The sequence below is a fragment of the Streptomyces sp. NPDC086080 genome, from assembly GCF_044540255.1.
Lineage (GTDB): Bacteria > Actinomycetota > Actinomycetes > Streptomycetales > Streptomycetaceae > Streptomyces.
Genome location: NZ_JBITRU010000003.1, coordinates 17,192 through 40,026, shown reverse-complemented (window position 1 = coordinate 40,026; position 22,835 = coordinate 17,192). Strand labels below are relative to the sequence as shown.

22 protein-coding genes and 1 riboswitch are annotated in these 22,835 nt (G+C 72.4%); of the genes, 12 read left to right on the top strand and 10 right to left on the bottom strand.

Features of this window, described 5'->3' with window-relative positions:
• Window positions 1–176 precede the first annotated feature (176 nt).
• The 4 genes from ACIF9R_RS04320 (at window position 177) to ACIF9R_RS04305 (ending at window position 5,583) form a co-directional block, all read left to right on the top strand.
• On the top strand, window positions 177–935 hold the full coding sequence (locus ACIF9R_RS04320; protein ID WP_399974117.1) for an ATP-binding cassette domain-containing protein: 759 nt from the start codon (window positions 177–179) through the stop codon (window positions 933–935).
• Window positions 907–2,991 carry a YhgE/Pip family protein gene (locus tag ACIF9R_RS04315; protein WP_399974114.1) on the top strand — a complete coding sequence of 695 codons (2,085 nt, stop codon included), beginning with the start codon at window positions 907–909 and terminating at the stop codon, window positions 2,989–2,991. Before ACIF9R_RS04320 ends, ACIF9R_RS04315 begins: the two co-directional genes overlap by 29 nt.
• 35 nt (window positions 2,992–3,026) lie before the next feature.
• A complete protein-coding gene (locus ACIF9R_RS04310) occupies window positions 3,027–3,656 on the top strand; it encodes a TetR/AcrR family transcriptional regulator (protein WP_399974112.1) in 630 nt (209 codons plus the stop codon).
• Window positions 3,657–4,086: 430 nt separating this feature from the next.
• On the top strand, window positions 4,087–5,583 hold the full coding sequence (locus ACIF9R_RS04305) for a phytoene desaturase family protein (protein WP_399974109.1): 1,497 nt from the start codon (window positions 4,087–4,089) through the stop codon (window positions 5,581–5,583).
• Between the two features lie 7 nt (window positions 5,584–5,590).
• On the opposite strand, the gene ACIF9R_RS04300 is transcribed toward ACIF9R_RS04305, so the two are convergent.
• The 6 genes from ACIF9R_RS04300 to ACIF9R_RS04275 all read right to left on the bottom strand — a co-directional run bounded on the left by ACIF9R_RS04300 (window position 5,591) and on the right by ACIF9R_RS04275 (window position 10,947).
• On the bottom strand, window positions 5,591–6,523 hold the full coding sequence (locus tag ACIF9R_RS04300) for a hypothetical protein (protein ID WP_399974106.1): 933 nt from the start codon (window positions 6,521–6,523) through the stop codon (window positions 5,591–5,593).
• 56 nt (window positions 6,524–6,579) lie between these two features.
• Window positions 6,580–7,503 carry a methylenetetrahydrofolate reductase [NAD(P)H] gene (metF, locus tag ACIF9R_RS04295; protein ID WP_399974103.1) on the bottom strand — a complete coding sequence of 308 codons (924 nt, stop codon included), beginning with the start codon at window positions 7,501–7,503 and terminating at the stop codon, window positions 6,580–6,582.
• Between the two features lie 107 nt (window positions 7,504–7,610).
• Window positions 7,611–8,273 (bottom strand): thiamine phosphate synthase, encoded by a 663-nt coding sequence (gene thiE, locus ACIF9R_RS04290; RefSeq protein WP_399974100.1) that lies wholly within the window; start codon window positions 8,271–8,273, stop codon window positions 7,611–7,613.
• 583 nt (window positions 8,274–8,856) lie between these two features.
• Complete coding sequence (locus tag ACIF9R_RS04285; protein ID WP_399974098.1) at window positions 8,857–9,222, bottom strand: Rv2175c family DNA-binding protein; 366 nt, start codon at window positions 9,220–9,222, stop codon at window positions 8,857–8,859.
• Between the two features lie 104 nt (window positions 9,223–9,326).
• Window positions 9,327–10,568 (bottom strand): NAD(P)/FAD-dependent oxidoreductase, encoded by a 1,242-nt coding sequence (locus tag ACIF9R_RS04280; RefSeq protein ID WP_399974095.1) that lies wholly within the window; start codon window positions 10,566–10,568, stop codon window positions 9,327–9,329.
• 13 nt (window positions 10,569–10,581) lie between these two features.
• Window positions 10,582–10,947, bottom strand: a complete 366-nt coding sequence (locus tag ACIF9R_RS04275; protein ID WP_399974092.1) for a hypothetical protein — start codon at window positions 10,945–10,947, stop codon at window positions 10,582–10,584.
• Between the two features lie 36 nt (window positions 10,948–10,983).
• Window positions 10,984–11,095: riboswitch (TPP riboswitch) on the top strand.
• Between ACIF9R_RS04275 and thiO the strand changes: the two genes are divergently transcribed.
• From thiO to ACIF9R_RS04250, 5 genes are all read left to right on the top strand, one after another.
• Entirely contained in the window at window positions 11,093–12,259 is a 1,167-nt protein-coding gene (gene thiO, locus ACIF9R_RS04270) for a glycine oxidase ThiO (RefSeq protein ID WP_399974090.1), read from the top strand. Its footprint overlaps the riboswitch before it by 3 nt.
• Window positions 12,256–12,456 (top strand): sulfur carrier protein ThiS, encoded by a 201-nt coding sequence (gene thiS, locus ACIF9R_RS04265; protein ID WP_399974087.1) that lies wholly within the window; start codon window positions 12,256–12,258, stop codon window positions 12,454–12,456. The genes thiO and thiS overlap by 4 nt, the downstream gene beginning before the upstream one ends.
• Window positions 12,457–12,458: 2 nt before the next feature.
• On the top strand, window positions 12,459–13,253 hold the full coding sequence (locus ACIF9R_RS04260; protein WP_399974084.1) for a thiazole synthase: 795 nt from the start codon (window positions 12,459–12,461) through the stop codon (window positions 13,251–13,253).
• A gap of 401 nt (window positions 13,254–13,654) precedes the next feature.
• Complete coding sequence (gene pknB / locus ACIF9R_RS04255) at window positions 13,655–15,592, top strand: Stk1 family PASTA domain-containing Ser/Thr kinase (protein WP_399974082.1); 1,938 nt, start codon at window positions 13,655–13,657, stop codon at window positions 15,590–15,592.
• Between the two features lie 48 nt (window positions 15,593–15,640).
• On the top strand, window positions 15,641–16,519 hold the full coding sequence (locus ACIF9R_RS04250; RefSeq protein ID WP_399974079.1) for a deoxyribonuclease IV: 879 nt from the start codon (window positions 15,641–15,643) through the stop codon (window positions 16,517–16,519).
• Between the two features lie 13 nt (window positions 16,520–16,532).
• Here the strand turns inward: ACIF9R_RS04250 and ACIF9R_RS04245 are convergent, their stop codons facing one another.
• Window positions 16,533–17,180, bottom strand: a complete 648-nt coding sequence (locus tag ACIF9R_RS04245) for a sulfite oxidase-like oxidoreductase (protein WP_399974077.1) — start codon at window positions 17,178–17,180, stop codon at window positions 16,533–16,535.
• A gap of 195 nt (window positions 17,181–17,375) precedes the next feature.
• Between ACIF9R_RS04245 and bfr the strand changes: the two genes are divergently transcribed.
• A complete protein-coding gene (bfr, locus tag ACIF9R_RS04240) occupies window positions 17,376–17,894 on the top strand; it encodes a bacterioferritin (RefSeq protein ID WP_399974074.1) in 519 nt (172 codons plus the stop codon).
• A gap of 28 nt (window positions 17,895–17,922) precedes the next feature.
• Here the strand turns inward: bfr and ACIF9R_RS04235 are convergent, their stop codons facing one another.
• Together ACIF9R_RS04235 and ACIF9R_RS04230 are read right to left on the bottom strand one after the other, a co-directional pair.
• Window positions 17,923–18,150 carry a bacterioferritin-associated ferredoxin gene (locus tag ACIF9R_RS04235; RefSeq protein ID WP_399974071.1) on the bottom strand — a complete coding sequence of 76 codons (228 nt, stop codon included), beginning with the start codon at window positions 18,148–18,150 and terminating at the stop codon, window positions 17,923–17,925.
• 163 nt (window positions 18,151–18,313) lie between these two features.
• Window positions 18,314–19,669: a class II 3-deoxy-7-phosphoheptulonate synthase gene (locus ACIF9R_RS04230; protein WP_399974065.1), complete on the bottom strand. Its 1,356-nt coding sequence runs from the start codon at window positions 19,667–19,669 to the stop codon at window positions 18,314–18,316.
• A 108-nt stretch (window positions 19,670–19,777) separates the two neighbouring features.
• On the opposite strand from ACIF9R_RS04230, the gene ACIF9R_RS04225 reads away from it, so the two are divergent.
• Window positions 19,778–19,834: a trp operon leader peptide gene (locus ACIF9R_RS04225; RefSeq protein WP_125510426.1), complete on the top strand. Its 57-nt coding sequence runs from the start codon at window positions 19,778–19,780 to the stop codon at window positions 19,832–19,834.
• A gap of 99 nt (window positions 19,835–19,933) precedes the next feature.
• Entirely contained in the window at window positions 19,934–21,814 is a 1,881-nt protein-coding gene (locus ACIF9R_RS04220) for an anthranilate synthase family protein (protein ID WP_399974062.1), read from the top strand.
• Here the strand turns inward: ACIF9R_RS04220 and ACIF9R_RS04215 are convergent.
• Entirely contained in the window at window positions 21,766–22,761 is a 996-nt protein-coding gene (locus ACIF9R_RS04215; RefSeq protein WP_399974059.1) for a 2-hydroxyacid dehydrogenase, read from the bottom strand. The genes ACIF9R_RS04220 and ACIF9R_RS04215 overlap by 49 nt on opposite strands.
• Between the last annotated feature and the right edge of the window lie 74 nt (window positions 22,762–22,835).

The window sequence follows — 22,835 nt, the reverse complement described above, 5'->3', positions numbered from 1 at the left end:
TGTCGTCTTCGTGACGGCACGCCCCGAGACGGGATGCCGTATGTGCACATCGTGAGGTATGCCACTGACAATCCGTTCTGACCTGGGCTTTTGCTTCGATCGGCCGTTCGGGCTAGGTTTTTGCACTGACCAGTCAGTTCAAAGCAAAAGCCGGTTCGACAGACAGAGGGGGGACTGTGGACGATCCGCTCGGACTCGCCGTCACGGCCCACGACTTCGGCCTCGAGGGGCCACGAGGCTGGGCGTTCCGCGGCGTCTTCGCCGACGCGGGACCCGGTTCGCTGATCGCGGTGGAGGGGCCGTCCGGTTCGGGCCGCACCTGTCTGCTGCTCGCGCTCACCGGCCGGATGCGGCCCACGGAGGGCCGGGCCGCCGTGGGCGGGCTGGAACTGCCCGGGCGGATAGCCGCCGTACGCCGGCACAGCGCCCTCGCCCATGTCACCGGCGTGACCGACCTCGATCCGGCCCTCACCGTCGGCGAGCACCTGCGGGAACAGGCGCTGCTGCGGCGTCGTTTCGCCGGCCCGTTCACCGATGTCCTGCCGCGCCCGCGCGGGGAGCGCGTGCGCGAGGAGAAGCGGCGCATCGACACCGCGCTGACCACGGCGGGACTGGACCTCGTGACCCTGCCCAAGGGCCCGCGGACGGCGGTACGGGATCTGGAACGGGTGGAAGGGCTGCGGCTTTCGCTCGCCCTGGCACTGCTGGGCCGTCCCCGGCTGATCGGCGTCGACGACACCGATCTCAAGCTCTCCCCCGCCGAACGGGAGGAGATCTGGACCCTTCTGAGGTCCGTCACCGACACCGGCGTCACCGTGCTGGCGGTGTGCAGCGAGGCGCCGCGCGACGCGGTGGCCGTCCGCACCGGAACCGGCCCGCGCGACGAGGCGAAGGAGGCGGCAGCCGATGCGCTCGCCGAAACTGGCCGCTCTTGAACTCCGGCGCTTCGGCCGGGGCACACTGCCGCGCGCGGCACTGGTCGCCCTGCTGGTGCTGCCCCTGCTGTACGGCGCCCTGTACCTGTGGTCGTTCTGGGATCCCTACAGCCGGCTGGACCGGATCCCGGTGGCCCTGGTGAACGACGACAAGGGGGCGAGCGCCGACGGCAGGCGGATCACCGCGGGCGACGACATCGCCGAGGGCCTGCGCGACAGCGACACCTTCGACTGGCGGGAGGTGAGCGCGGACGAGGCCCGGCGGGGCGTCGAGGACGGCACCTACTACCTGTCGCTGACCGTGCCCGCCGACTTCAGCCGCCGTATCGCCTCCAGCTCGGGCGACTCCCCCGGGACCGGCGCCCTGCGGGTGCGGACGAACGACGCCAACAACTACCTCGTCGGGCAGATCTCCCGGACGGTGTTCGGCGAGGTGCGCCGGGCCGCGTCCACCAGGACCGCGCGCTCCTTCCTGGACAAGATCTTCGTCTCGTTCTCCGGCATACACGGCGAGACCGTGAAGGCGGCGGAGGGCGCGGACGAGCTGAACGGCGGCATCGGGAAGGCGGAGAAGGGCTCCAAGGACCTCGCGGACGGCCTGACCGACGCCCGTAAGGGCAGCGGGAAACTGTCCAAGGGCCTCAAGGACCTGCACAGGGGCGCCGGCGACCTGGAGGACGGCTCCCGGAAGGTCGCCGACGGGACACGGCGGCTCGCCGACAGGGTGAACGCGCTCGAAGCCGGGGTGGGCCCGTTCCTGAAGGACAACGAGAAGGCCATCGGCGACACCGCGCGGTTCGTCGCCGACTCCGCCGGCCGGCTCCGCGGCGGCCTCGACGCGATCGAGGAGCGGGCGCCGGCCGCGGCGAAGGACGCCCGCGCGGCGTCCGGCACCATGGACGACGTCCACAGGGCACGCTGCGAGGACCCCGCCCTGCCCGATCCCGCCTGCGCGGATCTGAAGAAGGCCAGGGACGCGGTGGCCACGGCGTCGGCCGTCGCCGAGGACGTCGCCGCCCTGGTCACCGACCGTCGCGAGGATCTGAGGAAGCTCGACGGGCGGCTCGCCGCCCTGGAGAAGCAGGCCCGGGCGCTCGCCGCCCGTGCCCCGCACCTCTCCGAGGACCTCGACGACGCCGTCACCCGGATCAACAAGCTCGACACCGGGGCCGGCAAGGTCGCCGCCGGGGCGAAGAAGCTGAACGCGGGCCTCGGCACCGCCGAGTCCGGCGCCCGGGATCTGGACAAGGGCGTCGGCGCGCTGAAGACCGGTGCGGACGATCTCCGGAGCGGTCTCCACAGGCTCGTCGACGGTTCCGGCGAGCTGGCCGGAGGCCTGCACGACGGTGCCGGGAAGATCCCCGACTACGACGAGCGGGACCGCGACCGGCGCACCGAGGTGATGTCCGACCCGGTACGGCTCGTCTCCAGCGACCCGCACAAGGCGCCCGACTACGGCACCGGCTTCGCCCCGTACTTCATCCCGCTGTCGCTGTGGGTGGGCGCGATGGTGGCGTACATGCTGATCGCCCCGATGAACCGGCGCGCGCTCGCGGCGGGTGCCCCGGCCTGGCGGATCGCGTTGGCGGGCTGGCTTCCGGTCGCGGCGATCGGGGTGCTGCAGACGGTCGCCCTGATGTCGGTGCTGCACTGGGCGCTCGGGCTGCGGATGGCGCGGGCCGCCGGAACGGTGGGCTTCCTGTTCCTGGTGACGGCGTGCTTCGCGGCGATCGTGCAGTGGCTGAACGCGCGCTTCGGCGCGGCCGGCCGGATCCTGGTCCTCGCCCTGCTGATGCTCCAGCTGACCTCGGCGGGCGGCACCTACCCCATCCAGACGAGCCCGGCGTTCTTCAACGCGCTGCACCCGTTCCTGCCGATGAGCTACGTGGTCGAGGCGCTGAGGCGGCTGATCACGGGCGGCGGTCTCGGACCGGTGTGGCAGGCCTGCGCCGTGCTGGCGGCCTTCACCGCGGGCGCCCTCGCGCTGACCGCGCTGTCGGCCCGCCGCCGCCAGGTGTGGACCCTGGACCGGCTGCACCCGGAGCTGAGCCTGTGAACGGGCGGACCGGCACTCCTGTGACAATCGGGGTCATGGAAAGCAGCAGCACCACGCCGGGCGGCAGTGCCCGCCGCGAGGCCACCCGGCAGAAGCTCTACGAGGCGGCCGTCACCCTCATCGCCGAGCAGGGCTTCTCGGCCACCACCGTGGACGAGATCGCCGAGCGGGCAGGGGTCGCGAAGGGCACAGTCTACTACAACTTCGCGAGCAAGTCGGTCCTCTTCGAGGAGTTGCTGCGGCACGGGGTCGGTCTGCTGACCGCCTCGCTCCGGGAAGCCGCCGAGAGGACCGCAGGGGAGGGCGGCGGCAAGGTCGACGCGCTGGACGCGATGATCCGCGCGGGGCTGGTCTTCATCGACCGCTACCCGGCCTTCACCCAGCTGTACGTGGCCGAGCTGTGGCGCACCAACCGAGCCTGGCAGTCCACGCTGCTGGTGGTGCGGCAGCAGGCCGTGGCGGTGGTCGAGGGGGTGCTGCACGAGGGTGTCGCGAACGGCGAGTTCAGCGAGGACATCGATGTCCCGCTGACGGCCGCGGCGCTGGTGGGCATGGTGCTGGTGGCCGCGCTCGACTGGAAGTCCTTCCAGCCCGAGCGCACCCTGGACGACGTGCACGCGGCGCTGTCCAGGCTGCTGCAGGGTCGGGTCAGCGGCCGCCCCTGACTCCTCCGGTCCACCGGCACATGAAGGCGCCGGTCCCCCGGTGGCCGCGTCCCCCCGCGAGCCACCGGTCGGACCGGCGCCTTCCGTGCTCCCCCGTACGTCCCCCGTGAACCCCCGTTGCGGTCGTCCCCCGGGTCCCCCCGTGCCTCACCTCCGCCGACGGCGCCGGCGGAAGGAGCGGATCGCGGGCCGGGTCCGGCTCCGGCGCCCCGTGTCGCCGGTCCCGGGGCCCTGGCCCTTCTCCGTGGTCCCCACTCTCTCGTTTCCGCAGGCCGGGGCCCATCCGCGCGCGTACTCAAGTGCGCGGCTGGGTACAGGTACTCAGGGGTGCGCACCCAGGCCCACGGCTCCGTGCGGGCGGCTGGTCACCCGGTCGGGGGCGCGGGTACTCGGGGACGAGTTGTCGGTGCCTGCGGATAAGGTCCCTGGCATGGCACGAATTGCGGTGATCGGCGCCGGGGCGGGCGCGCTGGCGGCCGCCGCCAGGCTGGCCGTCGCGGGCCACCGGGTGGTGGTGTACGAGCGGACGGACACGTACGGCGGTGCGCTGCGCCGTGTGGAGCGGGACGGGTTCTCCTTCGACACCGGGCCGGGGCTGCTCCCCCTGCCGGCGGTCTACCGCGATCTGTTCCTGAAGACCGGCAAGGAGCCGCTGGAGGAGTGCGTCGAGCTCGTCCAGGTCGATCCGTCGTCGCACCACGTGTTCGCGGACGGCACGCGCGTGTCGCTGCCCAACGCGTCCCGCGCGGGTGTCGTCTCCGCCCTGGAGGACGCCCTCGGCCCGGTGGCCGCCCGGCGCTGGGGCGACTTCCTGGTGCGGGCCCGGGAGGCCTGGGACCGCTCGCGCCGGCCGCTGCTGGAGGAGCCGCTGTGGCCCAACTGGCAGGTGCTGGCCGAGCGCGAGCCCTACCCGGCGGCCGCACACCGGAGGCTGCTGCGCACGCGCACGGCGGGCACAGTCGCCGAGGTCGGCGCGTGGGAGCTGCGCGACCCCCGGCTGACCGCGCTGCTGGAGAGTCACACGCTCGCCTGGGGCCTCGATCCCCGCGACACCCCGGCGAGCGCGGCCGTACTGCCGTACCTGGAGCACGCCTTCGGCACCTGGTACGTGCGGGGCGGTATGCGGGAGCTGGCGCGGGCGCTGTACGAGCGGTGTCTGGCCCGCCGGGTGGAATTCCACTTCGGCGCGGAGGCCACCGGGGTGCGGGAGAAGGACGGGCGGGCGGCGGGGTTGGAGCTGGCCGACGGCTCGGTGGCGGAGGCCGACATCGTGGTCGCCGGGGTGTCCCCCGGGGTGCTGGACCGGCTGAGCAGGGGCACCCGGGTGCGCGGCGAGGGCGGGGTCCCCGCCCGGCGGGGGGCGGCGAGCCGGGTGACGGTGCTGCTGGCCCTGCGGGGAGGACGCCCGGAGGGCACCCCGCACCGTACGGTCGTGCACGCCCAGGACCGTCGGGCGGAGCTGGAGTCGCTGTTCGGCGCCCCCTCGGACCTGCCCGCCCGTCCCACGGTCACGGTGCTGCGGCCGGACGACCCGACGCTGGTCCCGGACGAGGACCACGAGGCGGTCACGGTGACCTCCGTGGTGCCCGCGGGCGCCGGGGACGCCCTGGACGCGCACGCGGAGAACCTGATCACCGTCGCCGGACGGGCGATACCCGGGCTGCGGGACCGGCTGCTCCGGTACGAGGTGCGCACCCCTGCCGACATCGCCGGGGAGACCGGCGCGGAGGGCGGCGCGGTGCCGGCGCCGGCGCTGGCCGCGGCGGGCGGGCGGCTGCTGCACCCGTCCAACAGCACAGGTCTGCCGGGGCTGTTCACGGTCGGCGGCTGGTCGCATCCCGGCGGCGGACTACCGCACGCCGGGATGTCGGGAGCGCTGGTCGCGGGGCTGATCGTGGAGGGGCCGGAGTTCCGCGGCTCCCAGTGAGCGCGCGTCAGTAGCGGTACTGCTGCTCGTCGTACCCGTTGCCGCCCGGGGGCGTCTGTCCGTCGCCCTGGTACGGGTACTGCTGCTCCGGCGGGAGTTCGCCGCCGTAGGGGTCGTCGGCGCTGCGCTGCTGCGGGACCCACAGCCCGCCGGCCGGGGTCTCCCCGCCGTAGCCGCCGGCGTACGGGTCCTGGGAGTAGGCCTGCTGAGCGTACTGCTGCGGATCGGCGTAGCCGGTGTCGTACGAGGTCGCCCCGTACGTCGGGTTGCCGATGTACGGGTCGGAGTACGCGGCGTACTGCTGGCCCGTGGTGTCGTAGCCCTGCTGCTGGCCGTAACCGGAGTAGTCGTAGGCGTAGTTCTGGTCGGTGCCCTGGGCGGTCGCCGCGTACTGGTCCTGGGACGGCGCCGCGTATCCGGTGTCGCCGCCGTACACACCGTAGGAACCGGTGTCGTCGGGCATGGGCTGCGGCTCGTAGACGGAGGTGGTCTCGGCGGCCGTCGTCCGGTCGGTGCGCGCGGCGGGGGTGAACACGTCGTCGCGGTCGTAGTCGTCGTCCGCGCCGTAGCCGGTGCGGTCGCGGTGGCCGTCGGCGTCGTCGTGGGACGGCTCCGGGTCGGAGAACTCCAGGCCGGGTTCCTCGCGGCCGCGGCCGCCGCGGCCGCCCTTGACGGCGGCCAGTTTCGGCGAGTTGACCGCCCAGCCCGCCGCGAACCCGCGGCGGAACGACAGCGTGACGTAGGTCTGGCCGACCGCGAAGGCCGCGGCACCCAGCCCGATGACGATCACGGACGGGATCAGCACACCGAGCACGACGCCGAGGAAGCCGGCGAAGGCGAGCAGCCGCCAGCGCAGCCGCGCCTTGTACTGCAGCAGCACCTCGCCGAGCAACCACAGCGCGACGATGCCGAACGCGATGTAGAGGACCGTCCAGCCCATGTACGCCCCTCTCCCAGTGGTCGCTACGCAGTGTGTCGTATGTCCGTGCGACCGGTCTAGGCCCGCGGTCGGTGGTGCAGGCCCAGGTTCTCGTAGATTTCCAGCGCCGCCGTGGAGTTGTTCAGCGTGATGAAGTGCAGTCCCGGCACTCCCTCGGCCAGCAACCGCGCGCAGAACTCCGTGGCGAAGTCGATACCGATGGAGCGTACCGCCGCCGGATCGTCCTTCGCTGCGAGGATCCGCTCTTTGAGGGCGTCGGGGAACTCGGCATTACTGAGTTTTGGCAACCTCTCCAGCATCTTCACGCTGGTCACCGGCATGACTTCGGGGATCACCGGGGTTTCGCAGCCCGCGGCGTGTACTCGGTCACGCAGGCGCAGATAGGAGTCGGGCCGGAAGAACATCTGAGTGATCGCGTAGTCGGCACCGGCCCGGCACTTGTCGACGAAGTGGGCCACGTCGGTGTCCCAGTCGGCGGAGCGGGGGTGCATCTCCGGGAAGGCGGCGACGCCGACGCAGAAGTCGCCGGACTCCTTGATGAGCCGGACGAGGTCGGCGGCGTAGGTCAGGCCCTGCGGGTGCGGCACCCACTCACCCATGGGGTCGCCGGGCGGGTCGCCCCGTACGGCGAGCATGTTGCGGATCCCGGCGTCGGCGTACTGGCCGATGATGTTGCGCAGTTCGGCGACGGAGTGGTCGACGGCGGTGAGATGGGCGACCGGGGTGAGGGTGGTGTCGGAGACGATCTGCTCGGTCTCCCTGACCGTTCCGGCGCGGGTGGAGCCGCCGGCTCCGTACGTCACGGAGACGAAGTCCGGGGCCACCGCCTCGACCCTGCGCAGCGCGCTCCACAGGTTCCGCTCGCCCTTGGGGGTCTTCGGCGCCGAGAACTCGAAGGAGTACGTCGTTCTGCCTGCGGCGAGCATGTCGCGCACGGTCCGTGCGCGGTCAGTCCACGTGGATGCGGTTCCGAGGGCCATACCGGCAGGTTAGCCAGGGGGCGGCGGTCCCCCAACCAGAAGCGGGATATTTGTCTGATTTGCCGACTTGCTGTCCACCCCTTGGACGGATGTGAGACGCGCGGTGGTCATCCGGCATCCGGAACGGCCTGCCGTATCCGCCGCGCGAACCCGGCGGCCGCCGCACCCGGGTCGTCGGCGTCGGTGATCGCGCGGACGACGACGACCCGGCGGGCGCCCGCGTCCAGGACCTCGTCGAGGTTGCCGAGGTCGATACCGCCGATGGCGAACCAGGGCCGGTCGGTGCCGAGGCCGGCGGTGTAACGGACCAGGTCCAGGCCCGGGGCGTGGCGGCCCGGCTTGGTGGGGGTGGGCCAGCAGGGGCCCGTGCAGAAGTAGTCCGTGCCGGGCTGGACGGCGGCCGCGGCGGCCTCGGACTCGGCGTGGGTGGAGCGGCCGATCAGGACGCCGTCGCCGAGCAGGGCACGGGCGGCGGGGACCGGGAGGTCGCCCTGGCCGAGGTGGAGGACATCGGCTCCGGCGGCGTGGGCGACGTCCGCGCGGTCGTTGACCGCGAGCAGCTTGCCGTGCCGGGCGCAGGCGTCGGCGAAGACCGCCAGGTGCTCCAGCTCCTCGGCGGCCTCCATCCCCTTGTCCCGCAGCTGCACGATGTCGACCCCGCCGGCCAGCACCGCGTCCAGGAACTCCAGGAGGTCCCCCTGTCGCTTGCGCGCGTCGGTGCAGAGATAGACCCGGGCGCCGGCGAGCCGGAGGCGTGCGGTGTCGGTCATACGAGTGTCCCCCCAGGGTGTCGTGGGCGTACGGACCGGACAGGCCCGACGGCTGGCGCCGGGCCTGTGCGGCCCGGCAGGTCGTGCGCGGGCGCGTCCCGCACCCGGCGGGCCGTCCACGGATGTCCCCCGCCGGCACACCGCCCACGGCGGGCCGACAGCTGGCACACGCAGACGCCTCAGCCGCGCCCAGGGTGTCATGAGCCTGCGAACCCGGTGGACCCGGCGGGCCTCGCCGGGCGGCCACCGCCCACGGCGAGCCGGGACGCGCAGCTCCCTCGGCCACCCCCGAAGCACCCTGCCCGTACGGACTCGGCGGGCCCGGCGGCCTCGTCACACAGCCCCACCCGGCACACCGCCCACGGCCGGCGGCCCACACCCGCAGCCCCCTCGGCCGCGCCCAGGGTGCCAGGCGCGCACGAACCGGTGGACCCGGTGGACCCGGCGCGCGGCCTCCGCCCGGCAGGTCGTCCGCGGATGCCGCCGGCCGAGACCGGAGCGGAGGGCTGCCCGCACAGGCGGGCCCCCGGCCGGGGCTCACCCGCCCCGGCCGGTGTGGTCCATGACTGCGGTCGGGTGCCGGTCAGACGGCGAGTGCCTGGGCCCGGCGCTTCACCTCCGTGCCACGATTCTCGCCGAGCGCCTGCGCGGGGGTGCCCGGCAGGCTCGGGTCGGGGGTGAACAGCCACTCCAGCATCTCTTCGTCCGTGAAACCGTCGTCCCGCAGGAGCGTCAGGGTGCCACTGAGGCCCTTGACCACCTTGTCCCCGTCGATGAAGGCGGCGGGGACGTGCAGCGCGCGGTTCTCACCTCGGCGTACGGCGATGAGCTGGCCGTCCTTGACCAGCTGCCGGACGCGCGTCACCTCGACGCCGAACTGCTCGGCGATGTCGGGGAGAGTGAGCCAGGCGGGGACGAGAGCATCGATCTTTGCGTCAATCTCGGTCACGGGACAAGCCTGCCACCTGCCACTGACAGTCGGAAGTCAGCCCCCACCACCTGGGCGGACGCCCGGGCCGGGCGCGCCGGTGGGGCGCGCCGGCCGGAAGCCCGTCAGGCCGTCGCCGACTTCAGCGGCCGCGCCGGGTCCGCCAGCAGGTCCGCGTCCATCGCCGTACCCGCCTCGATCAGCCGGCGCCCCTGCGCCAGGTCCCGGGGCCGCCCCACGGCGAGCAACGCGACCAGACGGGACTCCCGCAGCCAGCAGACGCTCCACGCCGCGTCCGCCGGGTCCCCGCGCCACATGGTCCGGTCGGCGTCCGCGTGGTGGCCCGCGTACTGGACGAAGCGGCCGAACTGCTCGGACCAGAAGTACGGCACCGGGTCGTACACCGCCGGGCCGCGCCCGGCCTGCCCGGCGAGGATGTTCGTCGCGACCGTGCGCGGCCCCTGGAGGGCGTTGTCCCAGTGGTGGACCAGCAGACGTTCGCCGTAGCGCCCGGACGGGAAGGACGCGCAGTCGCCGACCGCGTACACGTCCGGCAGGGAGGTCATCAGATGGTGGTCGGCGGCGACCTCGTCCCGTGCCCCGAGTTCGATCCCGGAACCCGCCAGCCACGCCGTGGCGGGCCGGGCCCCGATGCCGACGACCACCGCGCCCGCGGGCAGCCGCGACCCGTCGTCCAGGACCACGGCACCGGCCTCGACACGCTCCACGCGCGCATGCGTGCGCAGCGCGACACCCGCCTCGGCGTACCAGGCGGTCATCGGGGCGGCCACCTCGGCGGGCAGCGCCTCGGCGAGCGGCCGCTCCGCGGCCTCCACGACGGTGACTGCGCAGCCCGCCTCACGGGCCGCGGTGGCGAACTCCGCGCCGATCCAGCCGGCGCCGACCACCACGACGTCGTGCTGCCGCGCGAGCACCGGACGCAGCCGTTCGGCGTCGTCCAGGGTGCGCAGCAGATGCACGCCCCGGACGCCCTCCGCGCCGGGCAGCCGCACCGGCTCCGCGCCGGTGGCGATCACCAGCACGTCGTACGGGACGGGCCCGGCCTCCGTGTCCAGTTCGTGGTCGCCGGGGCGCAGGCCGCGCACCTCGCAGCCGAGCCGCAGTTCGATACCGAGTTCCTCGAAGTCGACGTCGAAGGCGGAGTCCTCGGCCTTGCCGAGCAGGACCGCCTTGGACAACGGCGGCCGGTCGTAGGGCTGGTGGGGCTCCGCGCCGATCAGGGTCACGGTGCCGGTGAATCCCTGTTCCCGCAGGGCGACCGCGGTCCGCACGCCTGCCATGCCCGCGCCCGCCACCACCACCCGCCGCGGTGCCGACCGTCCCGGTTCCAGCGTCTGCTCGCTCACCCGCTCACCCTAGTCACTCGGTCACCGACGGGACGGCGTGGTCCGGGAGCTGCTCCACCACGCTCGTCCCGCTGCCCGGCTGCGACTCCCACTCCCAGCGCTCCTCCAGCCGTACCCGCCCGTCGGGCAGCTCCACGACCGCGGACACACAGTGCCCGCAGGACGTCGTACCGTCCCGTTTGAGCTGTACGTACCGGAAGTCCAGCCGGTCCCCCTCGCGGGTGCCCACCAGGTGCCCGCGCACGACGTCGCCGCCCGCGTACTCGGCCCAGATCTCACCGCCCCGCTCGTGGTAGAGGAACCGGGTACGGGTGCCGACCTGGCCCGGAGCCTGGTCGGCCACAGGGGCGAGGACAAGTCCGTCGAGCGATCGGGCCACGTGGGGTCTCCCTTGCAGGCGCTAGGGTGGCCAACGTAAAGCACTCGCGGGAGCCCGGACGCACCGGGCTGAGAGGGAGGCTGGCGGCCTCCGACCGTACGAACCTGATCCGGGTCATGCCGGCGAAGGGAGGGGCTGGACGCCCATGTCGCCCACGCGTACGTCAGACGTCCTCGTCATAGGGGGCGGAATCATCGGCCTGGTCACGGCCTGGCGGGCCGCGCAGCGCGGTCTCGTCACGACCGTGGTGGACCCCGAGCCGGGCGGTGGCGCCGCCCAGGTGGCCGCCGGGATGCTGGCCGCCGTCACCGAACTGCACTACGGCGAGGAGACCCTGCTCGGCCTGAACCTCGCCTCCGCGCGGCGCTACCCCGACTTCGCGGCCGAGCTCACCGAACTCACCGGCCACGACCTCGGCTACCGCCGCTGCGGCACGCTCGCCGTGGCCCTGGACGCCGACGACCGCGCCCACCTGCGGGAACTGCACGCCCTGCAGCAGCGGTCGGGGCTGGACGCGCAGTGGCTGTCCGGGCGGGAGTGCCGGCGCCTCGAACCGATGCTCGCGCCCGGGGTGCGCGGCGGACTGCGGGTGGACGGCGACCATCAGATCGATCCGCGGCGGCTGGCGGCCGCGCTCGTCGCCGCCGGTGAGCGCGCGGGCGTCGCCTTCCACCGCGCGTGGGCCGAACGGCTCGTGGTCGCGGGCGGCCGCGCGAGGGGCGTTCTCACCTCCGACGGCACCGAACTGGGCGCCGGGCAGGTGGTACTCGCGGGAGGCAGTCTCAGCGGCCGGCTCGCGGGCGTCCCGGCGGACGTACTGCCGCCCGTGCGGCCCGTGAAGGGGCAGGTGGTGCGGCTGGCGATGCCGGAGGGCCCCGGCCCCTTCCTGAGCCGGACCGTGCGCGCCGTGGTGCGCGGCAGTCATGTCTACCTGGTGCCGCGCGAGAACGGTGAGTTGGTGATCGGCGCGACCAGCGAGGAGAAGGGCTGGGACACGACGGTGACCGCGGGAGGTGTGTACGAACTGCTGCGCGACGCCCACGAGCTGGTCCCCGGGATCACCGAACTGCCGCTGACCGAGACCCGGGCCGGGCTGCGTCCCTGCTCCCCCGACAACGCGCCCCTGCTCGGCCCGACCGGGCTCGACGGGCTGCTGCTGGCCACCGGCCACCACCGCAACGGCGTCCTGCTGACACCGGTCACCGGCGACGCCCTGGCGGATGTCCTGACCACCGGTGAACTGCCCTGGGAAGCCCGCCCGTTCAGCCCTCTCCGGTTCGGCGTCACCGCCCTCACGGAGCAGCCCGTATGAACATCTCCGTCAACGGGGAGCCCCGGGAGTACCCGCCCGGCACGGCTCTCCACCTCGTCGTGACCTCGCTCACCGCGGCGCCCTCCGGAGTGGCCGCCGCCCTCAACGAAACCGTCGTTCCCCGCGCGCAGTGGCCCACCACCCCCCTCTCCGAGGGAGACCGGGTGGAGGTCCTGACCGCCGTCCAAGGAGGCTGACCATGGCCGACGATCCGTTCGTCCTCGGCGGTACGTCCTTCACGTCCCGTCTGATCATGGGCACCGGAGGGGCGCCGAGCCTCGATGTGCTGGAGCGGGCGCTCGTGGCGTCCGGGACGGAGCTGACGACCGTCGCGATGCGGCGGGTGGACCCCTCGGTGCACGGGTCCGTGCTGTCGGTGCTGGAGAAGCTGGGCATCCGGGTGCTGCCGAACACGGCGGGGTGCTTCACCGCCGGGGAGGCCGTGCTCACGGCACGGCTCGCGCGGGAGGCGCTCGGCACGGATCTGGTCAAGCTGGAGGTCATCGCCGACGAGCGGACACTGCTGCCGGATCCGGTGGAACTGCTGGACGCGGCGGAGACGCTCGTGGACGACGGGTTCACGGTGCTGCCGTACACCAACGACGATCCGGTGCTGGCGCGGAAACTGGAGGACGTGGGGTGTGCGGCGGTCATGCCACTGGGGTCTCCGATCGGGTCCGGGCTGGGCATTCGCAACCCGCACAACTTCGAGCTGATCGTGGAGCGGGCGGGGGTGCCGGTGATCCTCGACGCGGGGGCGGGGACGGCGTCGGACGTGGCGCTGGCGATGGAGCTGGGGTGTGCGGGGGTGATGCTGGCGTCGGCGGTGACGCGGGCGCAGTCGCCGGTGCTGATGGCGTCCGCGGTGCGGGCGGCGGTGGAGGCGGGGCGGCTGGCGCGGCGCGCGGGGCGGATTCCGCGGCGGTGGTTCGCCATGGCGTCCTCTCCTGCGGAGGGCCTGGCGGTACTGGATCCGGAGCGACCGGCGTTCTAGGTGCCCTGCCCTGGCCGGGCGGGGGCCGGGTTCCGCTCGCCGACGCCTGCGAGGGGCCGCCGCGCGCTCCAGGGGCCGCCCAGGTACAGCTTGCCGGTGCGGGGCAGGGGCGGGTTTCACTTGCCGGCGCTTGCAGGGTGCCGCCGCGCCCACCCGTGCCGCCCCAGCGGCACGACTGCCCGCGGCTGGGGCGGCAGGCTGGCCGGCCCGCAGCCGGGGCGGCGGGCTGGCCGCGGCTGGGGCGTGGGCTCACAGCCCGACGGGAACTGCCCGCGGCCGGGGCGGCAGGCTGGCCCGGTGGGCTGTGCGTGGCTTCGGTTGGGAGGGCTGCACGTCACAGGTCCGCTGCAACAGAGGGTGAACAGGGCGGCGGTGTCGGTGCGGCCTCGTAGACTCGGCGCGTGGACACGACCCTTCAGGACCCTCTGGTCGGGCAGGTGCTCGACGGCCGCTACCGCGTCGACGCGCGGATCGCGGTCGGCGGGATGGCCACGGTCTACCGGGCCATGGACACCCGCCTCGACCGTATCCTCGCGCTCAAGGTGATGCACCCCTCCCTCGCCTCCGACGCCTCGTTCGTCGAGCGGTTCATCCGCGAGGCCAAGTCCGTCGCGCGGCTGGCCCACCCGAACGTGGTGCAGGTCTTCGACCAGGGCACCGACCGGGGGTACGTCTATCTGGCGATGGAGTACATCGCCGGCTGCACCCTGCGCGACGTGCTGCGCGAGCGCGGGGCGCTGCAGCCGCGGGCCGCGCTGGACATCCTGGAGCCGATGCTGGCCGCGCTCGGCGCCGCGCACCGGGCCGGGTTCGTGCACCGGGACATGAAGCCCGAGAACGTGCTGATAGGGGACGACGGCCGGGTCAAGGTCGCCGACTTCGGACTGGTCCGCGCGGTGGACTCGGTGACGAACACCTCGGACACCGTGCTGGGCACGGTCTCGTACCTGGCCCCGGAGCAGATCGAGAACGGCGTCGCCGACCCCCGTGTGGACGTGTACGCCTGCGGCATCCTCCTCTACGAGATGCTGACCGGCGAGAGGCCGCACGAGGGCGACTCCCCCGCGATCGTGCTGTACAAGCACCTGCACGACGACGTGCCGCCGCCGTCGGCCGTCGTGCCCGGCATGGCGTACGAGCTGGACGAGCTGGTGGCGTCGGCGACCGCGCGCAACCCCGAGGTGCGTCCGCACGACGCGGTGGCGCTGCTCGCGCGGGCCCGCGACGCGCGCGGCCGGCTCACCGGCGAGCAGCTCGACGCGATGCCGCCGCAGGCGCTGATGGCGGAGCACGCTCGGCACGACAACAGGGACGACCGTACGAGCGTCATCCCGCGCGCCCTCACTGTCCCCCGCCCGTTGCCCGTCAACGAGGACGAGGGCGCGGGCCCCGTGCATCACACCAGCCGGTTCGCGTCACCGCCGCCGCTGCCGCCCCGGCGCCGGACCACCGCGCTGTGGCGCGGCCCGACGGCGATCGCCGTGGCCGTGCTGCTGGTCCTCGGGCTCGGCGCGGGCGTGTGGTACATCAACTCCGGCCAGTTCACCAAGGTCCCGCCGCTGCTGACGAAGACCGAGCAGCAGGCCCGGGACCGGCTGGCCGAGGCCGGGCTGGACGTCGGCCAGGTGGAGGAGGAGTACAGCGACACGGTGGAGCGGGGCAAGGTGATCAGCACCGACCCGAAGGCCGGCGCCCGCATCCGGGGCAACGACTCGGTGTCGCTGACCCTCTCCAAGGGACCGCGGACGGTGCGGGTGCCCGACCTCGACGGTTACCCGCTGGACACGGCACGCTCGATGCTGGAGGACGAGGGCCTGAAGCCGGGCATGGCCACCAGGGAGTTCAGTGACACGGTGCCCGCGGGGTCCGTGATCTCCACGGAGCCGGGCAAGGGCACCGAGGTCCGCGCGGATTCCGCGGTGGCGCTGACCGTGAGCAAGGGAAGCCCGGTGGACGTGCCCGATGTGACGGGTGACGCGCTGGAGGACGCGCGCGCGGAGCTGGAGGAGGCCGGCCTGAAGGTGGAGGTCGCCGCCGAGCGGGTGAATTCCGAACACGACGCGGGCGAGGTGGCCCGGCAGACCCCGGCCCCCGGCGGGGAGGCCGCCGAGGGCGACACCGTGACGCTGACGCTGTCCAAGGGCCCGGAGATGGTCGAGGTGCCGGACGTGGTCGGCGACAGCGTGGGCGACGCCAGGGAGCGGCTGGAGGGCGCCGGTTTCCGGGTCAAGGAGGACCGCGGGCTGTTCGGCCTGTTCAGTGACACCGTCAAGGGCCAGTCCGTGGACGGCGGCGACACCGCGCCGAAGGGTTCGACGATCGTCATCGAGATCGGCTGACGGGAGGGGCCGGACGGGGGACTTCCGCGCTCATGTCACCCTTGACGCGTGAAGAGTCACCCGTCCGGCCCCGCCCGCAACCCGATCGGCGGCCACGTTCCCGTGGCCGGCGGCCTGCACTCCGTCGGCCTGTCCTACGCCCGTGAGCTGCGCGCCGAGACCGTGCAGGTCTTCGTCGCCAATCCGCGCGGCTGGGCCACCCCGGCCGGTAACCCGAAGCAGGACGAGGCCTTCCGCGCGGCCTGCGCGCAGGGATCGATCCCGGCGTATGTGCACGCTCCCTATCTGATCAACTTCGGGTCCCACACCGAGGCGACCGTGGAGCGGTCGGTGGAGTCACTGCGGCACTCCCTGCGGCGCGGCCGGGAGATCGGCGCGCGGGGCGTGGTGGTGCACACCGGCAGTGCGACCGGTGGCCGGGAGCGGTCCGTCGCCCTGCGGCAGGTACGGGAGCGCCTGCTGCCGTTGCTGGACGAGCTCACCCATGACGACGACCCGTTCCTGCTGCTGGAGTCGACCGCCGGCCAGGGCTCCTCACTGTGCTCACGGACCTGGGACTTCGGACCGTACTTCGAGGCGCTGGACGCCCACCCGAAGCTGGGTGTCTGCCTGGACACCTGCCACGTCTTCGCCGCCGGACACGATCTGACCGGGCCGGACGGGATGCGTCAGACGCTGGATCTGCTGGTGGGCACGGTCGGCGAGGGGCGGCTGAAGCTGATCCACGCCAATGACTCCATGGACGTGGTCGGCGCGCACAAGGACCGGCACGCCAACATCGGCGCGGGGCACATAGGCGAGGATCCCTTCCGGGCGCTGATGACGCATCCGGCGACCGAGGGCGTACCGCTGGTCGTCGAGACGCCCGGCGGCAGGGAAGGACACGCGGCGGACGTGGAGCGGCTGAAGAAACTCCGGGACTCCTGAGCGCGCCCCCGGGTCAGATCTCGGGGCCCTCTCCGGGCTGCTCCTGGTAGGAGTAGCGCTGCTCCCGCCACGGGTCACCGACGTTGTGGTACCCGCGCTCCTCCCAGAAGCCCCGGCGGTCGGCGGTCATGTACTCCACACCGCGCACCCATTTGGGGCCCTTCCAGGCGTACAGATGGGGGACGACCAGCCGCAGCGGGAAGCCGTGCTCGGCGGTCAGCAGCTCGCCGTCCTTGTGGGTGGCGAAGAGGGAGCGCCCGGAGGTGAAGTCCGCGAGCCGCAGGTTGGAGCTGAACCCGTACTCCGCCCAGACCATCACATGGGTGACGTCGGGCGCGGGCGGTGCGATGTCCACGATGGTCCGCGCCGGGATGCCGCCCCACTCGGCACCGACCATGCTGAACTTGGTGACGCAGTGCAGATCGGCCACCACGGTGGCGTACGGCAGTGCCGTCAGCTCCTCGTGGTTCCAGCAGTGCTTCTCACCGTCGGCGGTGGCGCCGAAGACCCGGAACTCCCAGCGCTCGGGACGGAACTTGGGGACCGGTCCGTAGTGCGTGACCGGCCAGCCCTTCTGCAGCCGCTGCCCCGGCGGGAGCTCGGGATGCGCCGCTCCTTGTGCCGCGTGCTCCCCCGTTTCGCGTTCCGCCGGCTGACCCATGTCTCCATCCTGACAGACCGGGGGCGATGCCCCTGAACCGGGCCAAGCAGAATCCGGCAATCAAGGACACTCAGGGGCGAAAATCGCCAAGTATTCCTTTACTCACTAAGTCAACACTTACTGGACGATCTTCCGCATCGGGTGCCATCATGCGCCCCAACCCGCCAGTTCCCCCGCGCGGAAGGAGTCCATGCGATGCAGGGCGACCCCGAGGTCATCGAATTCCTCAATGAGCAGCTGACCGCCGAGCTCACGGCGGTCAACCAGTACTTCCTGCACTCGAAGCTGCAGGACCACAAGGGCTGGTCCAAACTCGCCGAGTACACGCGCGCCGAGTCCTTCGACGAGATGCGCCACGCCGAGGTGCTCACCGACCGCATCCTGCTGCTCGACGGCCTGCCGAACTACCAGCGCCTGTTCCACGTACGGGTCGGGCAGACCGTCACCGAGATGTTCCAGGCCGACCGGGAGGTCGAGCTCGAGGCGATCGACCGGCTGCGCCGCGGGGTGGAGGTCATGCGCAACAAGAACGACATCACCTCGGCCAATATCTTCGAGGCGATCCTGGCCGACGAGGAACACCACATCGACTACCTCGACACCCAGCTGGAACTGATCGAGAAGCTGGGCGAGGCGCTGTACCTGTCGACGGTCGTCGAGCAGTCCCAGCCCGACGCGTCGGGCCCGGGCACGGGCGGCTTCTCGACCCGCTAGGTGCGGTGAGGCCCCGGCGGGCGGACCCTCAGGCGGCTTCCGGAAGCTCGGCGGTGAGCGGCTGGTCGCCCTGGTCGATCAGTTGCCGGCGGGGGCAGGAGCCGCGGCCGAGCAGCGCCTGGATGCGCCGTACACAGCCGCCGCAGTCGGTGCCCGCCTTGCAGGCGGAGGCGATCTGCCGGGGCGTGCACGCTCCGGCCTCCGCGTGCCTCTTCACCTGTTCCTCGGTCACGCCGAAGCAGCTGCAGACGAACACGCTGGTCACCTCCCGACGAAGTGCTGGGCCGAGCCGTACCGACCCCTGATCGGTGAGGCTAACCTAACCTTACCTGCCGCTCGGAGGGCACAAAAGAGGGGTGGGACGCGATCCGATGTGATCCGCGCCCCACCCCGTGCCGCCGGGTCACCGGCCGGTCCCGCTACTGGTCGCGGTACATCTCCGCGACGAGGAACGCCAGGTCCAGGGACTGGCTGCGGTTGAGCCGCGGGTCGCAGGCCGTCTCGTAGCGCTGGTGCAGATCGTCGACGAAGATCTCGTCGCCGCCGCCCACGCACTCGGTGACATCGTCTCCCGTGAGTTCCACGTGGATGCCGCCCGGGTGGGTGCCGAGCTCCTTGTGGACCTCGAAGAAGCCCTTCACCTCGTCGAGCACGTCGTCGAACCGGCGGGTCTTGTGACCGGAGGCCGCCTCGTAGGTGTTGCCGTGCATCGGGTCGGTGATCCAGGCGACGGTGGCACCGGACGCGGTGACCTTCTCGACCAGCTCCGGAAGCCTGTCGCGGATCTTGTCCGCGCCCATCCGGACGATGAAGGTCAGCCGGCCGGGCTCACGCTCCGGGTCGAGGCGCTCGATGTACTGCAGCGCCTCCTCGGCCGTCGTGCTCGGGCCGAGCTTGATGCCGACCGGGTTGCGGATCTTCGAGGCGAACTCGATGTGCGCGTGGTCCAGCTGCCGGGTGCGCTCGCCGATCCACACCATGTGCGCGGAGACGTCGTACAGATGCCCGGTGCGGGAGTCCACGCGGGTGAGCGCGGACTCGTAGTCCATCAGCAGCGCCTCGTGCGAGGAGAAGAACTCGACGGTCTTGAACTCCTCCGGCTCCGCGCCGCAGGCCTGCATGAAGTTCAGCGCCTGGTCGATCTCGCGGGCGAGCTGCTCGTAGCGCTGGCCGGACGGGGACGACTTCACGAAGTCCTGATTCCAGGCATGCACCTGGCGCAGGTCGGCGTAACCGCCGGTGGTGAAGGCGCGCACCAGGTTCAGCGTGGAGGCCGACGCGTGGTACATGCGCTTCAGCCGCTCGGGGTCCGGGATTCGGGCCTTCTCGGTGAAGTCGAAGCCGTTGACGGAGTCACCCCGGTACGTGGGCAGCGTCACCCCGTCACGGGTCTCGGTCGGCTTGGAGCGGGGCTTGGAGTACTGGCCCGCGATCCGCCCGACCTTCACCACGGGCACGGACGCGGCGTACGTGAGCACGGCGCCCATCTGGAGGAGCGTCTTCAACTTCGCCCGGATGTGCTCGGCGGACACCCCGTCGAAGGATTCGGCGCAGTCACCGCCCTGGAGCAGGAACGCCTCACCCCGGGCGACCGCCGCCATACGCGCGCGCAGCTGGTCGCACTCGCCGGCGAACACCAGAGGGGGATACGTTTCCAGCTCGGCGATCACATCGCGCAGAGCCTGGGCATCCGGGTACTCGGGCTGCTGCGCCGCGGGCAGGTTCCGCCATGTCGCCTGAGCGGCGAGGCTTCGAGAGTCAGCGTTCACGGTCACAGGCTCAACATTACGCGGTCGGTTCGGGTGCCTTTCGCCTCGCTCATCCAGTGAGACGGCTCCGTGGGACCTCACGCGGCGCACGTCACATCGTGTAGCGTGCCTGCCATGTTCGCGCACTCGACCCGCACCTGGTGGTGGACCGCTCTCCCGGCGGCCCACTGACTGCGCGTACGCATCAAACTTCGCGAAGGCCGCCCGAGGGGCGGCCTTCGGTGTTTCCCGGGGTCGTTCCTCTCCCCCTGACGAGACGAGGAACGCACGATGGACCTGGCACGGCTCCCCCACGACGACCGTCCCTTCGCCCTGCTGCGCCGCCGCACGCCGGGCCACGACCACGACATGGTCGAGCTGCTGATCGGCCCGGTCGGCACGCGCGAGCACCTGGCCGACCTCCCCGACGAGGGGCTGGCGCTCGTCCCCTTCCGGCAGATCCGCGAGCGCGGCTTCGATGTGCGCGACGACGGCACCCCGCTGCTGGTGCTGACCCCCGAGGAGCGCCACGAGATCCCCCTCGCCGAAGCCCTCGACCGGCTTCCCGCCCATGACGTCCGCGTTGAGGGCGGCGGCTTCGACGTCGGTGACGAGGAGTACGCGGAGATCGTCGGGCGGGTCCTCGACGAGGAGATCGGGCGGGGCGAGGGCGCCAACTTCGTGATCCGCAGAACGTACGAGGGCGAGATCTCCGGGTTCGGGCGGGCCGACGCGCTGGCGCTGTTCCGGCGGCTCCTCGTCGGCGAGCGGGGCGCGTACTGGACGTTCGTCGTCCACACCGGGGAGCGGACCCTGGTCGGGGCCAGCCCCGAGGTGCATGTCAGGGCCTCCGGCGGGACGGTCGTGATGAACCCGATCAGCGGGACCTACCGCTACCCGGACGGGGGACCGACCCCCGAGCACCTGCTGGAGTTCCTGGCCGACGGCAAGGAGATCGAGGAGCTGTCGATGGTCGTCGACGAGGAACTCAAGATGATGTGCACCGTCGGCGACATGGGCGGGGTGGTGATCGGCCCCCGGCTGAAGGAGATGGCGCACCTCGCCCACACCGAGTACGAGCTGCGCGGCCGGTCCTCGCTGGATGTGCGCGAGGTGCTGAAGGAGACCATGTTCGCGGCGACCGTCACCGGGTCGCCGGTGCAGAACGCCTGCCGGGTGATCGAGCGGCACGAGGTCGGCGGACGCCGCTACTACGCGGGCGCGCTGGCGCTCATCGGCCGCGACGAGGGCGGCGCCCAGACGCTCGACTCCCCCATCCTCATCCGGACCGCCGACATCGACGCGGCCGGACGGCTGCGGGTGCCGGTCGGGGCCACGCTGGTGCGCGGCTCGGACCCGGCCGACGAGGTCGCGGAGACGCACGCCAAGGCGGCCGGGGTACTGGCCGCGCTGGGCGTGCGCCCCGGGCGCCCGCGCGAGGAGTCCGTACGGCCGAAGCTGGCCGACGACGCGCGGGTGAGGGCGGCGCTGGACGGGCGCCGCTCCTCGCTGGCGCCGTTCTGGCTGCGGATGCAGGAGCGGTCGGACGCACTCACCGGTCATGCCCTGGTGGTCGACGGGGAGGACACCTTCACCGCGATGCTCGCCCATGTGCTGCGCGCCGCCGGCCTCGAAGTGACCGTGCGCCGCTACGACGAACCGGGCCTGCGCAGGACGGTCCTGGCGCACGAGGGGCCCCTGGTGCTGGGACCCGGCCCCGGCGAGCCGTCCGACACGACGGACCCGAAGATGCGGTTCCTGCGCGCGCTGACCGCCGACGTGATCCGGGAGGACCGGCACGGCGTCCTCGGCGTCTGTCTCGGCCACGAGCTGATCGCGGCCGAGCTGGGCCTGGAGATCGTCCGGAAGGACGTCCCGTACCAGGGGGCGCAGACCCAGATCGATCTCTTCGGGCGGCCGGAGACGGTCGGCTTCTACAACAGTTTCGTGGCGCACTGCGACGACGACACCGCGCGGGAGCTGGCCGCGCACGGCGTCGAGGTGAGCCGCACGGCGGGCGGTGAGGTGCACGCGCTGCGGGGCGCGGGGTTCGCGTCGCTGCAGTTCCATCCCGAGTCGGTGCTGACCCTGAACGGCGCGGCGGTGGTGCGGGAGCTGATGGGTCAGCTGCGCGGCACCAGCACGTTCTCGGAGCGCCGGCCCGCGGTGTAGTCGAGGACGTTGTTCACGGTGGTCTCGACGATCTGCCCCACGGCGTCCTCGGTGTAGTACGCCTGGTGGGAGGTCATCAGCACGTTGGGGAAGGTGACGAGGCGGGCCAGGGTGTCGTCGTCGACGGCCTCGAGGGACTTGTCGAGGAAGAACAGGCCCGCCTCGGCCTCGTACACGTCGAGGCCGACGCCGGTGAAGCGGCCCGCGCGCAGCTCGGTGACGAGAGCCGCGGTGTCGATGAGGCCGCCGCGGCTGGAGTTCACCAGGATCGCGTCGTCCCGCATCGTCTTCAGGGCGTCGGCGTCGATCAGGTGCTGGGTCTGCGGCAGCAGCGGGACGTGCAGGCTGATCAGGTCGGACTCGGCGAGGAGCTGCTCCTTGGGGACGTAGGTCATGCCGAGTTCCCGGCAGGCGGGGTTCTCGGCGATGTCCCAGCCGAGCAGCCGCATGCCGAAGCCGTGGGCGATCCGGGCGAACGCCTCGCCGATCTTCCCGGTGCCGAGGACGCCGACGGTGCGGCCGTGCAGGTCACGGCCCATCAGTCCGTTGAGCCGGAAGTCGAAGTCGCGGGTGCGGATGGAGGCGCGGACGACCCGGCGGTTGACCGCCATGGCGAGGGTCCAGGCGAACTCGGCGACCGAGTACGGGGAGTAGTACGAGACCCGGGCGACCGTCAGGCCGAGCCGTTCGGCGACCTCCAGGTCGATGTTGTTGAAGCCGGTGGAGCGCTGGGCGACCATCCGGGTGCCGCCGGCCGCGAGGTCGGAGAGCACCTCGGCGCCCAGGTCGCAGTTGACGCTGGTGGAGATGATCTCGTGACCGGCGGCGATGGGCGCGGTGTCCGTGTTGAGGAAGACGTCCAGCCCGCGCACCGGGTGGTGGCCCTCGAAGGCCCGCTCCACCAGGGGCTTCTCGTCGGCCTGCACACCGAACGCCAGGATCTCCACAGGTTTCCTCCGGGGGTTGCGCCGGGCCCATTGTCGTACCGGCGACGAAGTGACGAATATACGGGAGTCCCAGA

What these genes read in the sequence shown, in the direction of transcription:
- bfr (WP_399974074.1), top strand. Translation starts at nt 17,376, where the DNA reads ATGCAGGGCGACCCCGAGGTCATCGAATTCCTCAATGAGCAGCTGACC.
- thiE (WP_399974100.1), bottom strand. Translation starts at nt 8,273, where the DNA reads ATGACCGACACCGCACGCCTCCGGCTCGCCGGCGCCCGGGTCTATCTC.
- ACIF9R_RS04305 (WP_399974109.1), top strand. Translation starts at nt 4,087, where the DNA reads ATGGCACGAATTGCGGTGATCGGCGCCGGGGCGGGCGCGCTGGCGGCC.
- ACIF9R_RS04220 (WP_399974062.1), top strand. Translation starts at nt 19,934, where the DNA reads ATGGACCTGGCACGGCTCCCCCACGACGACCGTCCCTTCGCCCTGCTG.
- thiO (WP_399974090.1), top strand. Translation starts at nt 11,093, where the DNA reads ATGTCGCCCACGCGTACGTCAGACGTCCTCGTCATAGGGGGCGGAATC.
- ACIF9R_RS04300 (WP_399974106.1), bottom strand. Translation starts at nt 6,523, where the DNA reads ATGGGCTGGACGGTCCTCTACATCGCGTTCGGCATCGTCGCGCTGTGG.
- ACIF9R_RS04310 (WP_399974112.1), top strand. Translation starts at nt 3,027, where the DNA reads ATGGAAAGCAGCAGCACCACGCCGGGCGGCAGTGCCCGCCGCGAGGCC.
- ACIF9R_RS04260 (WP_399974084.1), top strand. Translation starts at nt 12,459, where the DNA reads ATGGCCGACGATCCGTTCGTCCTCGGCGGTACGTCCTTCACGTCCCGT.
- ACIF9R_RS04315 (WP_399974114.1), top strand. Translation starts at nt 907, where the DNA reads ATGCGCTCGCCGAAACTGGCCGCTCTTGAACTCCGGCGCTTCGGCCGG.
- metF (WP_399974103.1), bottom strand. Translation starts at nt 7,503, where the DNA reads ATGGCCCTCGGAACCGCATCCACGTGGACTGACCGCGCACGGACCGTG.
- thiS (WP_399974087.1), top strand. Translation starts at nt 12,256, where the DNA reads ATGAACATCTCCGTCAACGGGGAGCCCCGGGAGTACCCGCCCGGCACG.
- ACIF9R_RS04245 (WP_399974077.1), bottom strand. Translation starts at nt 17,180, where the DNA reads ATGGGTCAGCCGGCGGAACGCGAAACGGGGGAGCACGCGGCACAAGGA.